Below are 11,751 nucleotides of genomic sequence, written 5' to 3'. Positions count from 1 at the left end.
CGGCAACCGGCCCGATATGCCGCACAACCTGGCGGTCAGACGACGGAACGGACGGACGTCGACCGTCACAGCGAGTGCAGGGGCCGCACTCCGGGCGGCAACTGATCCGAATCGACGATCTGCTTGCCGAACGGGAAGCAGGTGACGGGGATCATTTTCAGGTTGGCGATGGCCAGCGGGATGCCGACGATGGTGACGAACTGCGCCGCGGCGGTCGAGACGTGGCCGACGGCCAGCCACAGCCCGGCGACGAGGAACCAGACGACGTTCGACACGCCGGACATCACCCCTGAGCCTCCCGGGCGCTCGACGACCGCCCGACCGAACGGCCAGAAGGCGTAGCGGGCCATCCGGAACGACGCGACACCCGCCGGGATCGTCACGATGAAGACGCACGCGACGATCCCGAACAGGACATAACCCAGCGCGAGCCAGATCCCGCCGGTGACGAGCCAGATGATGTTGAGCAGTGTGCGCATGTAGACCTCCGCTACCAGTGAAGCCGATGCCCGCCCCCGGGCATATCAGGGGTTTCGCTAGATTGTCCCCATGTCGCACCCGAGCCACCGTCAGGTTGTCTCCTACGTGCGACGCAGCACTCGGATGCGGCCCAACCTCCGCGCCGCCCTCGACCGGTACGGTTCCCGGTACCTCGTCCCCGTCGACACCGCCGACCGGTCCACGTCGATCGCGGCCGACGCCCACGTCGACTGGGATGCCGCCTTCGGCCGCTCCGCGCCGCGCGTCGTCGAGATCGGGCCCGGCCACGGCGAGAGCATCGTGTCCCTCGCGCTGGAACGGGCCGACCTCGACATCATCGGTTTCGAGGTGTTCGAGCCCGCGATCGCCGGGATCGTCGCCAGACTGCACGCTGCGGGCACGACCAATGTCCGCCTCGTGCAGGCCGACGGCGAGCAAGGGCTGCGCACGTTGTTCGGGCCCCGCTCCCTGACGCAGGTCGTGACCTACTTCCCCGATCCATGGCACAAGGCCCGGCACCACAAACGGCGCCTGGTGGACGCGCGCTTCGCCGGACTCGTGGCCGAGCGTCTCGCGCCGGGCGGGACGTGGCGGCTCGCGACCGACTGGGAGGACTATGCGCTGGTGATGCGCGACGTCCTCGACGCGTGCCCCGGCCTGGTGAACCTGCACGCCGGGTGGGCCCCGCGTCCCGACGTCCGCCCGCTCACCCGGTTCGAGGCCCGAGGCCTGGCCGCCGGGCGGACGATTCGCGACCTCGAATACGGACGGGCCGATGACCACTGACGACACGCTCCACGCGACCACGACGGTGCGGCTGCGCCTCGACATCTCCTACGACGGCACCGCCTTCCACGGCTGGGCCGCCCAACCGGGCCTGCGCACCGTGCAAGGCGACCTGGAGGACTGGACGCAACGCATCCTGCGGCTCCCCGACCCGGTGGAACTCACGTGTGCGGGCCGGACCGACGCCGGCGTTCACGCGCGCGGCCAGGTCGCGCACGTCGACCTCCCGGGCACACCCGACGACGCGGGCGCGCTCGCGGGTGAGCTCGCACAGCGCTACCGGCGGGCACTGCCGGAGGATCTCGCGGTGCGCGCCGTCGCTCCCGCACCCCCCGGATTCGATGCGCGGTTCTCCGCGATCTGGCGGCGATACGTGTACCGGCTGCTCGACGCCGACGGGGCCGTCGACCCGTTGCGGCGTGGTTTCGTCGCCCGGTACCCGCAGCCGCTGGACGTCGCCGCGATGCGGGACGCCGTCCCCCACCTCGTCGGCCTGCGGGACTTCGCCTCGCTGTGCAAGGCTCGCGAGGGGGCGACGACGATCCGCGACCTGCAGCGGCTCACCCTCACCCAGGACGCCGACGGCCTCATCGAGATCGAGGTCGTCGCCGACGCCTTCTGCCACTCGATGGTCCGCTCGCTGGTCGGCGCGCTCGTCGCCGTCGGCGAAGGCCGCCGCGACGGCGCCTGGCTCGACCGGACCCTCGCCGCCCGCACACGCAGCAGCCAGATCCGCGTCATGGCGGCCAACGGCCTGGTGCTGGAGGAGGTCGGCTATCCCTCGCCGGCCGAGCTGGCCGCGCGGGCACGCGAAGCCCGTGCCGTGCGCACCCTGGGGGAGCCGTGAGCCACTACTTCGAGACACCGTCCGGCGCGGACGTCCGCCGCGAGATCACGGTCACCCTGTTCGACACCCCCTTCACCGTCGAGACGTCGGGAGGGGTCTTCTCCGGCGACCGGCTGGACCTCGGCACCGCCGTCCTGCTCCGTTCGGTCTTTCCCCGCTCCGGATCCCGCCGGCTCCTCGACCTCGGGTGCGGGTACGGGCCGATCGCGCTGGCGCTGGCCGCCGCGTGCCCCGCGGCGACCGTCGACGCGGTCGACGTCAACGACCGCGCGCTGGAGCTGACCCGCGACAACGCCGCCCGCCACGGGTTCGGCGACCGGATCCGGGCGCTACGGCCCGACGAGGCGAGCCGATCGGACCGCTACGACGAGATCTGGTCCAACCCGCCCATCCGGATCGGCAAGACCGCCCTGCACGACCTGCTCGTCACGTGGCTCGGCCGCCTGGCCGACGACGGTGTCGCGCAACTCGTCGTCGGCCGGAACCTCGGAGCCGACTCGCTGCAGTCGTGGCTCCAGGGGCAGGGCTGGGACGCCTCCCGCACGGCGAGCGCGAAGGGCTTCCGCGTCCTCACGGTGACCCGTCCGCGGTGAGCAGCGGCAGCCCTGGACGCCCGATCCGGTGACCTCCTGCGGGCACGGGCGCCCCGTCGTCGCCGACCGGCACGCGACCGCCTGGCCCCGCGGCGATGGCGCCGCCCGAAGTGAACTAGAGTGTCCCTCGGATCTGCAGGGGAACCCGGTGAGACTCCGGGACTGACGCGCAGCCGTATAGCCGGAATGCCTGGTGATCCCGACCGTCAACGCGCCGAGGTCCGCTTGCCCAAGGTGTGGATGACTCACAGAAAGGACAAGCGGATGAAACGCACTCTCGCGATCCTTGCAGCGATCGCGCTCTCCTTCGTCGTGTTCGTCAGCCCCGCCAGGGCGGCGAGCGCCGAGGCCACCAAGGCGGCGGACTGGATCGTCGCGAACCACACCCAGTCCGGTTGGACGCCCGGAACCGTCGCCGATGACGTCCTGGCGCTCGCGTCGACGGGAGATACGGCCTACAACGACGAGATCTTCAACCGCCTCACCTACCTGAAGGCGCAGGCGGCGTCCTACATCGCCTCCGGCGACGCGGTGACGGCGGCCAAGCTGGCCATCGTCGCCGCCGCGACCGGCCAGGACGCCTCCGACTTCGGCGGTCAGGACCTGATCGCGCTCGTCCAGGCGGGCATCGGCGGCGACGGCTCGATCGGCGACTGGCCCGGCCCGTTCTCGTCCGGGATCGCCATGGTCGCACTGGCTCGCAACGGTGAGACCATCCCGTCGAGCATGGTCACCTACCTGCTGACCTACCGGTCCGCCGACGGCGGCTTCACCTGGGCCACCGGCGAGTCCACCTACGACACCGACATGACGGCGCTCGCCATCCTGGGACTGCAGGCGGCCCAGTCCACCGATCCCGCGCTGGCCGACGCGCTGGCCTTCGTCGCCACCCAGCAGCAGCCCGACGGGAGCTGGTCCAACTACTCCCCCGTGAACTCCACGGGTCTGCTCGGGCCGCTCATGACCGGAGCCGCAGCGACGAACGCCGCCGACTACGTCGTGTCGCAGCAGGTGGCGAACGGCGGGCTCAAGACCGGCGCCTCGGGCGCGAACGACCCCGACCTGCTCGCCACGCAGCAGGGCATCCTCGCGCTCACCGGAGAGACGTTCCTGACGATCACCTACACCGTGACGGCCCCCACGGCGACGCCGACCTCCACGCAATCCGGCTCCACGTCGCCCACCGCCACGACGACCGGCTCGCCGACGACGACGGCGACCTCGACGGCAACGGGCACGACGGCGTCCGCCACGGCGTCCTCCACGGCATCCGGCGAGGAGCTGGCCGACACCGGCGCCGACGTCGGCGCCGGCCTGCTCGCCCTGTCGGTGGTCACCGCCGGAGCGGGCACGGCGCTGCTGGTCCGCAGGAAGCCGCGGGCGTGACCACTGCGCGCCCCCGGCCCGCCCGGATCGCGACCTCCATCGCCGCGGGAGCGGCCGCGCTGCTGCTGGCGGCGGGCGCCCCCGCGGCGATGGCCGCACCCGGGCCGGTGCAGCCGGCCGCGCCGGCCACCTGCTCCGGGGTGTGGGTGATCGTGGACGCCTCGGCACTGGGCGATGGCATCAGCCGTGGCTGTGCGACGTCGTACGGGACCGGTATGCAGGCGCTGACCAGCGCCGGGTTCAGCTACACGGAGAAGTCGGCGGGCTTCCTCAACCGCATCGACGGCGTCCCCTCGAACGGGAAGGTCACCGCGTCCTCGTACTGGTCGTACTGGCATTCCAGCCCGAACTCGGACGGCACCTGGTCGACGTGGAGCTATTCGCAGCAGGGCGCCGGGGTGTACAAGCCCGCCAAGGGCAGCGCCGAGGGCTGGCGGTTCATCGACGTCAACACGACGAAGCCCCCCGCGCCGGGGCAGTACCCGCCCACGGTCACCGCCCCGGCCACCACGAAGGCCCCGGCGACGACAGCCACGAAGACATCGTCGGCCTCGGGAGGTTCCGGCGGGTCCACCTCAGGCGGCTCCGGCTCCACGAAGACGGGCTCCGGCTCCACGAAGACGGGCTCCGGCTCGACGAAGAGGTCCGGCTCCGCGACCGCCACGGCCTCTCCGGCGTCCACGGCGGCCGGCAGCGCGTCCACGAGCGCGGCGTCGGCACCCCCGTCCCCGGCGGAGTCCTCCTCCGCCTCCCCGGCGAGCAGCACGACGGCCGCCACCGATCCCGATCAGACCGCCGGCGCGCTCAGCGGCTCGTCCGCCGACCAGGCCGCCTCGGGCGGCGCGACCCCGTGGGCCCTCATCGGCACCCTCGGCGGCGTCGCGCTCGTCGCCGGCGGGCTCGGCGTGTGGTGGCTGCGGATCGGACGGTTCCGCTGACCCCTCGCCCGACCCTCGCCAGGCCTGCGGACCAGATCCTCCACCCGTGGGCCTGGTGGGCGTGGGCGCTCGGCGTCGCGATCGCCGTCAATCTCACGACCAACCCGCTCTTCCTCGTGCTCGTGGGGCTGGCGCTGCTCGCGGTGATCCTGTTGCGGCGCAGCGACGCTCCCTGGGCACGCTCGATCAGCGCCTATTTCTGGCTGGCCGGCGTCGTCATCGGCGTGCGGATGTTCTTCCGCATCCTCGTCGGGGGCGGGTTCGGCGAGACGGTCCTGTTCACGCTGCCCGAGATCCCGCTGCCCGACTGGGCACAGGGGATCCGGCTCGGAGGCGACGTCACCCTGGAGGGCATCCTCTACACGCTGTACGACAGCCTGCGGCTCGTCGTCATGCTCGTGGCCGTGGCCGCGGCCAACGCACTCGCCAATCCCCGCCGGGCTCTGCGCGCCGTCCCGGCTGCACTCCACGACATCTCGGTCTCCGTCGTCATCGCCCTGAGCGTGGCCCCGCAGCTCGTCGAAAGCGCCTTCCGCGTCCGCACCGCACGTCGCCTGCGCGGCGGGCGGGCCCGCGGGCTCGATGCCGTGAAGGCCTACCTGGTGCCGATCCTCGCCGACGCCGTCGACCGCTCCGTGTCCCTGGCCGCGTCGATGGAGGCGCGGGGCTTCGGCCGCACCCGCACGACCAGCCGGCGACGCACGTGGACGAACGCCCTGCTGCTCGTCTCGTCCATGGTCGCGACCCTCGGCGGTTTCCTGCTGCTCAGTTCTTCCGGCGACCCCGGACCGGTCGCCTTCGGCTGCCTCGGTGCCGGTGCGCTCGGCGTCGTCGCCGGCCTGCGCGCGTCCCGCGACAAGATCGCCGTCACCCGGTACCGCCCCGACCCGTGGGGGATCCAGGAGTGGACCGTGACGGTGTCGGGCCTGCTGGTGCTCGCGATCGTGCTGGCACTGGGCAACGAGAGCGTCTGGGCCCTCTTCGGCGCGACCCTCGACCCCGACGTCCTCAACCCGTCGTTCATGCCGGCCACGTGGCCCTCCCTGCACCCGGCGCTCGTGGTCGCCGCCGCCCTCACGGCCCTTCCGATCCTCGTCACCCGCGCCCCCGGCCGGACACCCCCGGCGACCCGGCGGGGCGATGCCGCCGCGACCGGCCGCACCGGCATCGCCGACCCCGGCGCTCGGCGTCCCGACGAAGAGCTGGTGACGTCGTGATCGTCTTCGACCGGGTCTCCTTCACCTACGACGGCGCTGCGCGGCCCACGCTCCGCGACGTCGATCTCAGAATCGGCGAGGGCGACCTCGCCCTCGTGGTCGGCCGCACGGGAACCGGCAAGTCGACGCTGCTCGGAGCCATGAACGGCCTCGTCCCGCACTTCACGGGCGGGACCCTGTCGGGGGCCGTGACCGTCGACGGGCGCACCACGTCGCAGCACCGGCCGAAGGACATGGCCGAGGTCGTCGGGTACGTCGGGCAGAACCCGCTCCACGGTTTCGTCACCGACACCGTCGAGGAGGAGATCGCCTACGGCATGGAGCAACTGGGCGTCGACCCCGTCGCGATGCGCAAGCGCGTCGAGGAGACCCTCGACCTGATGGGCATCGCCGAACTGCGCAGGCGACCTCTGCTCGACCTGTCCGGCGGGCAGCAGCAGCGGGTCGCCATCGCGTCGGTCCTCGCCGCGCAGCCGCGCGTCCTCGTCCTCGACGAGCCGACCTCCGCACTCGACCCCACCGCCGCGCAGGACGTCCTCGCGGCGCTGACCACCCTCGTCCACGAGGTCGGGCTCACCATCGTGCTCGCCGAGCACCGGCTCGAGCGCGTCATGCAGGCAGCCGACGTCGCGGTGTGGGTCACCGGCGACGGGACGGTCGAATCGGGGCCGCCGCGCAGCATCCTGGGCCGGGCCGACGTCGTGCCTCCCCTCGCCGCCCTGGCACACACGCTCGGCTGGGACGAGGTCCCGCTGTCGGTGCGGGAGGCGCGCCGGCGCATCGCGCGCGAGCGGATCACCGTGGCGGAGGTCGCGGACGCCCCCGTTCCGGACGGACCGCCGCTCCTGTCCGCGCGCGACCTCACCGTCTCCTACGGCGACCTCCGTGCCGTGAAGGGCGTCTCCCTCGACCTCGCCGGCGGGACGATCACGGCGCTCATGGGCCGCAACGGCTCGGGCAAGTCATCGCTGGTGAACGCCCTGCAGGGAGCCGTGAAGAGCACCGGGGAACTCGTCGTGGCGGGGGACGTCGATCCCCGGTCGCTGTCGGCGGCGGCCGCACGCCGACGGGTCACCCTCGTGCCGCAATCGGCCGGCGACCTGCTGTACCTGCGAACCGTGGCGGCGGAATGCGCGCAGGCCGACAGGGAATCCCTGGCGCCCGCCGGCACCTGCGCGACGGTGCTCGCCCGGCTGGACGGCGGCGTCCGCCCCGACGCCGACCCGCGCGATCTGTCCGAGGGGCAGCGCCTGTCGCTGGTGCTGGCCATCCAGCTCACCGCCGCTCCGCCCGTGGTGCTCCTCGACGAGCCGACCCGCGGGCTCGACTACCGTATGAAGGCGAATCTGTCGCGGATCGTGGACGGCCTCGCCGCCGACGGCGCCTGCGTCGTCGTCGTCACGCACGATGTGGAGTTCGCCGCCGCGGCCACCCACCGCGCCCTGCTGATGGCCGAGGGCGAGATCGTCGCCGACGGGACGACCCGCGAGGTGTGCGGGTCGTCGCCCGCCTTCGCACCGCAACTGGCGAAGGTGTTCGCGCCGCAGCCGATCATGTCGGTGAGGGAGGTGGTCGTGACATGAGCCGGATGCTCGTGGCCCCGGCGCCCCGCGGCGGACTCGTCCGCCTCACGTGGATGAGCCGCGTCACCCTGGTCCTCACGGCCGTCGCCGGGCTCGCGGCGTTCGCGTGGCCGCTGATCATCCCGCCGACCTGGGATCTGCCCGCGACGCAGGCGCCGCTGGTGTTCGCGGTCGTCCTGCCGTTCGTCCTCGCCGTCGTGCTGTCCGAACTGGGCAGCAGCGGAATGGACGCGAAGTCGCTGGCCATGCTCGGCGTCATGACGGCGGTCGGGGCCGCGCTGCGCCCGCTCGGCGCGGGGACAGCCGGGCTCGAACTCGTGTTCTTCCCGATGATCGTCGCCGGCCGGGTGTTCGGGCCGGGGTTCGGGTTCGCGATGGGAAACCTGTCCCTGTTCGCGTCGGCGATCCTCACCGGAGGCGTCGGGCCCTGGCTCCCGTACCAGATGGTGGCCTCGGGGTTCGTCGGCTTCTTCGCCGGGCTCCTGCCCCCCGCCGGACGCCGGTGGGAACTCGTGCTGCTCGGTGCCTACGGCGCCCTTGCCTCGTTCGCCTACGGCTGGCTCATGGACTTCGCGTTCTGGCCGTTCGGGGTCGGTTCCCACACGCAGTTCAGCTTCGACCCGGCCGCCGGGGCGCTGGAGAACATCCACACCTTCGTCCTGTACAACATCGCAACGTCGATGGGATGGAACCTCGGCAGGGCCGTCACGACCGTGCTCATGATCGCGGTGATGGGCGGTCCGCTGCTGTCGATCCTGCGCCGTTCGGTGCGCAAGGCCCACTTCGTCCCGGCCACGGGCTGACGGTGCGCGGGCCGTTCGCGTCTCACGCTCCGGCACTGGGGAATACCGTCCTGGTGGGCTAGGTTGCACAGAAGAGCACCCCGATCATCCGTGAACGAACAGGAGCAACCGATGGTCTACACCCTTCCCGATCTCGATTACGACTACGGCGCCCTCGCCCCGCACATCGCGCCCGAAATCATGCAGCTCCATCACGACAAGCACCACGCGGCCTATGTCGCGGGAGCGAACACCGCGCTGGAGAAGCTGGAGGAGGCCCGCGCGACCGGCGACTTCGGAGCCGTCCCGAAGCTGGAGAAGGACCTGGCCTTCAACCTGGGTGGCCACATCAACCACTCCGTCTTCTGGAAGAACATGTCTCCCGACGGCGGCGGCGAGCCGACCGGGGAGCTGGCGGCGGCCATCGACGAGTACTTCGGCTCCTTCGCGGGCTTCAAGGGGCACTTCGCGGCCACGGCGAACAGCATCCAGGGCTCCGGGTGGGCCCTCCTCGTGTGGGACACCCTGGGTGGCCGGCTGAACATCAACCAGCTCTACGATCAGCAGGGCAACGTCCCGGTCGGCCAACTGCCGGTGCTGCAGCTCGACATGTGGGAGCACGCGTTCTACCTGCAGTACAAGAACGTCAAGGCCGACTACGTGAACGCGTGGTGGAACGTGGTCAACTGGGCCGACGTGACCGAGCGCTTCACGAAGGCCAAGGCCGCCACGCTCTGACCCTCACGCTCGACGGGCGGTCTTCCGGCTGACGGAAAGACCGCCCGTTCCCGTTCTCGGGCGCCGGGCTCGTCAGGACGTCGGCACCAGGACGTCGCCCGGATCGGCGACGGTGTGCCGCCGCGCCCGCAGCGTGCGGACTTCGGGCACGCTCAGGGTGAACACTGTCGCGGCGAGGGCGATGAGGCCGGCGCCGACGAGCGAGGCGTGGGCGCCGAACACCACAGCGGCCGGCCCGGCGAGGGCGAGACCGACCGGCCCCAGCATGAGCGATCCGAGCGCGTCATAGGATGCGACGCGCGACAGGGACTCGGCCGGCACCTCGTCCTGCATCGTCGTCATCCACCAGACACCGAACAGGTCGAAGCCGATGCCCGCGACGAATGCCGCAGCCACAACCGTCCACACAGGTGCCGACACGCCGAGCAGCAGCGCCGGGAGGCCCGCGCTGAGCGTCAGCAGCGTCGCGGCCAGGATCGGCCGGCGAGGATGCCAGACCATCGACAGGGCGACGCCCACCACCGCGCCGAGCGCCTCGGCGGCGAGCACGGTCGTCCAGACCCCCGCGCCGCCCAGCTCGGTCTCCGCGATGACCGGGCCGAGAACCCCGTTGGCCGCTTGGAGCACCATGATCATCACGGCCCACTGCGCCACGGTCGCCCACAGCCAGCGCCGTGACGAGAACTCGCTCCACCCCTCGATCAACTGCCGCAGCGGGCTCGTCTCGCTGTCGGCCAGCGTGTCGGCCACGCGCGGAAGCGTGCTCACGAGGATCGCCGCCCCGAGATACATGCCTCCGGCGGCGATCATCGCCCAGCCCCCGCCCAGCCACACGACCATCGCCCCGCCCGCGACGAGCCCCGCGAGGCGGGCGCCCGACGCTCCCATGGCCAGCCACGCGTTGCCCTGCTGACGATGCTCGACCGGGACGAGGTCGGGGATGATCCCGTTGAGCGCCGGGTACACGGGGGCGCCCGCGAGGCCCGCGAAGGCGGCCGCCGTACACAGCGCCCACAGGGGAGCCCATCCCGATAGGAACATGAGCCCGATCGTGCCCCACGCGAGGGCGCTGAGCAGCGCACCGGCGAGCAGCACCCTCGAGCGCGGGTAGCGGTCGGCCACGACGCCGCCGACGAGCAGGAAGGCGACGAGGGGCACCATCTGCGACGCCAGGACGATCGAGAGCTCGCCGGCCCCGCTGTGGGGAAGGGCGAGGACTCCGAACGCGAGCGCGACGGGCGAGAACGACAGCCCGAGCATCGACAGCGTGCGAGCGGCGAGCAGCGTGACGAAAGGCCGGCTCGTGAGCAGGCCACGGGTGGCGGCGGACGCACGCATGCTGCTTCCCTTCGACATGGCGGGGGACGGTCCGAGTGGACCAGACCCGTCGATCATCTCGCGGTTCCGGGGCACGGGCAAACCGTTTTCCTGCCGTCGTCGAAGACCGCCACCTTGTGCGGCATACGGGCCTGGGCCGCGCCGCCGCCGCGGACTGACCGCCACCTTGCACGGGTTACGAGCGCGGGTCCACGAGGCCATATGCCTCACAAGGCGGCGGTCACCTCTCCGGCATACCGGCATCGGGGCCGGTATGCCGCACAACCTGGCGGTCAGCGCCCGCGCCATCGTCGGGGCCACACCACGCCCTGCGATCCGATCAGGGCTCTTCAATGAACACAGCACAACGTGACGTCGCGAGACACCGAACAGCGAGGTGGGGGAGATCGCTCTCCCCCACCTCGCTGTTCCGGCCCCGGTCGATGGCGACCGAGGCGGATTCGACTACTTCGCCTCGGTCGTGTCCTCGGCCTCGTCGGCGACCTCGTCCTCGGCGTCGGCGTCGGTGTCGGCCTCCGCCACGGTCTCGGATTCGTCGGGTGTCTCGGCGTCCTCGGTGTCGACCGCGTCGGCCTCCACGACCTCCTCGGCCTCGACGACATCGGTCTCTGCCGCGGCGGCGGCCGGGGCCTTCTTGGCCGTCGGCTTCGCGGCCTTCTCCTTGCGGGCCCGCGACTCCTCGACGGACTCAGTGACGAGTTCGATGACGGCCATCGGCGCGCTGTCGCCCTGCCGCATGCCCACCTTCGTGATCCGGGTGTAACCGCCCTCACGATCGGCCAGGGACGGCGCGATCTCCGTGAACAGGACGTGCACGATGCCCGGGTCGGTGAGCCGGCGCAGCACCAGCCGCCGGTTGTGCAGGTCACCCTTCTTCGCCTTCGTGATCAGCGACTCGGCGAGCGGCTGAACACGCTTGGCACGTGCCTGGGTCGTCGTGATCCGGCCGTGCTCGAAGAGCTGGCTCGCGAGATTCGCCAGGATGATCCGCTCATGGGCGGGGCTGGAGCCCAGGCGGGCCCCCTTCGTGGGCTTGGGCATGGTGTGGTTCTCCTGGTGTCAC

General features: G+C 71.8%; 12 protein-coding genes. 9 read left to right on the top strand and 3 right to left on the bottom strand.

Annotated elements, in window-relative coordinates; all coding sequences use genetic code 11:
- Positions 1-65: 65 nt before the first annotated feature.
- On the bottom strand, positions 66-479 hold the full coding sequence (locus G555_RS0104230; RefSeq protein ID WP_028707909.1) for a YccF domain-containing protein: 414 nt from the start codon (positions 477-479) through the stop codon (positions 66-68).
- A 70-nt stretch (positions 480-549) separates the two neighbouring features.
- Here G555_RS0104230 and trmB point away from each other — a divergent pair, with 70 nt between their 5' ends.
- The 9 genes from trmB (at position 550) to G555_RS0104185 (ending at position 9,350) form a co-directional block, all read left to right on the top strand.
- Complete coding sequence (gene trmB / locus G555_RS0104225; protein ID WP_051208418.1) at positions 550-1,266, top strand: tRNA (guanosine(46)-N7)-methyltransferase TrmB; 717 nt, start codon at positions 550-552, stop codon at positions 1,264-1,266.
- Positions 1,256-2,113, top strand: coding sequence for a tRNA pseudouridine(38-40) synthase TruA (gene truA / locus G555_RS0104220; RefSeq protein WP_211223169.1), 858 nt, complete (start codon positions 1,256-1,258; stop codon positions 2,111-2,113). Before trmB ends, truA begins: the two co-directional genes overlap by 11 nt.
- Positions 2,110-2,706, top strand: coding sequence for a class I SAM-dependent methyltransferase (locus G555_RS0104215; RefSeq protein ID WP_028707906.1), 597 nt, complete (start codon positions 2,110-2,112; stop codon positions 2,704-2,706). Before truA ends, G555_RS0104215 begins: the two co-directional genes overlap by 4 nt.
- Before the next feature lie 264 nt (positions 2,707-2,970).
- Positions 2,971-4,092 carry a prenyltransferase/squalene oxidase repeat-containing protein gene (locus G555_RS0104210; protein WP_028707905.1) on the top strand — a complete coding sequence of 374 codons (1,122 nt, stop codon included), beginning with the start codon at positions 2,971-2,973 and terminating at the stop codon, positions 4,090-4,092.
- Complete coding sequence (locus G555_RS0104205; protein ID WP_028707904.1) at positions 4,089-5,030, top strand: hypothetical protein; 942 nt, start codon at positions 4,089-4,091, stop codon at positions 5,028-5,030. The genes G555_RS0104210 and G555_RS0104205 overlap by 4 nt, the downstream gene beginning before the upstream one ends.
- Complete coding sequence (locus G555_RS17885) at positions 5,003-6,247, top strand: CbiQ family ECF transporter T component (protein WP_051208416.1); 1,245 nt, start codon at positions 5,003-5,005, stop codon at positions 6,245-6,247. The genes G555_RS0104205 and G555_RS17885 overlap by 28 nt, the downstream gene beginning before the upstream one ends.
- The gene (locus G555_RS0104195) at positions 6,244-7,830 is read left to right on the top strand and encodes an ABC transporter ATP-binding protein (protein WP_028707903.1); all 1,587 of its coding nucleotides are present in this window, start codon (positions 6,244-6,246) and stop codon (positions 7,828-7,830) included. Before G555_RS17885 ends, G555_RS0104195 begins: the two co-directional genes overlap by 4 nt.
- A gap of 5 nt (positions 7,831-7,835) precedes the next feature.
- Positions 7,836-8,633, top strand: a complete 798-nt coding sequence (locus G555_RS0104190; RefSeq protein ID WP_036921197.1) for an ECF transporter S component family protein — start codon at positions 7,836-7,838, stop codon at positions 8,631-8,633.
- A gap of 111 nt (positions 8,634-8,744) precedes the next feature.
- Entirely contained in the window at positions 8,745-9,350 is a 606-nt protein-coding gene (locus G555_RS0104185) for a superoxide dismutase (protein ID WP_028707901.1), read from the top strand.
- A gap of 72 nt (positions 9,351-9,422) precedes the next feature.
- On the opposite strand, the gene G555_RS17880 is transcribed toward G555_RS0104185, so the two are convergent.
- Positions 9,423-10,688, bottom strand: a complete 1,266-nt coding sequence (locus G555_RS17880) for an MFS transporter (protein ID WP_036921218.1) — start codon at positions 10,686-10,688, stop codon at positions 9,423-9,425.
- Positions 10,689-11,132: 444 nt separating this feature from the next.
- Positions 11,133-11,729 carry a 50S ribosomal protein L17 gene (gene rplQ / locus G555_RS0104175; RefSeq protein WP_028707900.1) on the bottom strand — a complete coding sequence of 199 codons (597 nt, stop codon included), beginning with the start codon at positions 11,727-11,729 and terminating at the stop codon, positions 11,133-11,135.
- Between the last annotated feature and the right edge of the window lie 22 nt (positions 11,730-11,751).

Source organism: Propionicicella superfundia DSM 22317, from assembly GCF_000423465.1.
GTDB lineage: Bacteria > Actinomycetota > Actinomycetes > Propionibacteriales > Propionibacteriaceae > Propionicicella > Propionicicella superfundia.
The sequence above is the reverse complement of the archived record's forward strand: the minus strand, read 5'-3'. Positions and strand labels throughout refer to the sequence as shown.

Bases quoted from the DNA above. Each gene is read 5' to 3' on its own strand.
- G555_RS0104230 (WP_028707909.1), bottom strand. From the start codon at position 479: ATGCGCACACTGCTCAACATCATCTGGCTCGTCACCGGCGGGATCTGG.
- trmB (WP_051208418.1), top strand. From the start codon at position 550: ATGTCGCACCCGAGCCACCGTCAGGTTGTCTCCTACGTGCGACGCAGC.
- truA (WP_211223169.1), top strand. From the start codon at position 1,256: ATGACCACTGACGACACGCTCCACGCGACCACGACGGTGCGGCTGCGC.
- G555_RS0104210 (WP_028707905.1), top strand. From the start codon at position 2,971: ATGAAACGCACTCTCGCGATCCTTGCAGCGATCGCGCTCTCCTTCGTC.
- G555_RS0104190 (WP_036921197.1), top strand. From the start codon at position 7,836: ATGCTCGTGGCCCCGGCGCCCCGCGGCGGACTCGTCCGCCTCACGTGG.
- G555_RS0104185 (WP_028707901.1), top strand. From the start codon at position 8,745: ATGGTCTACACCCTTCCCGATCTCGATTACGACTACGGCGCCCTCGCC.
- G555_RS17880 (WP_036921218.1), bottom strand. From the start codon at position 10,688: ATGCGTGCGTCCGCCGCCACCCGTGGCCTGCTCACGAGCCGGCCTTTC.
- rplQ (WP_028707900.1), bottom strand. From the start codon at position 11,729: ATGCCCAAGCCCACGAAGGGGGCCCGCCTGGGCTCCAGCCCCGCCCAT.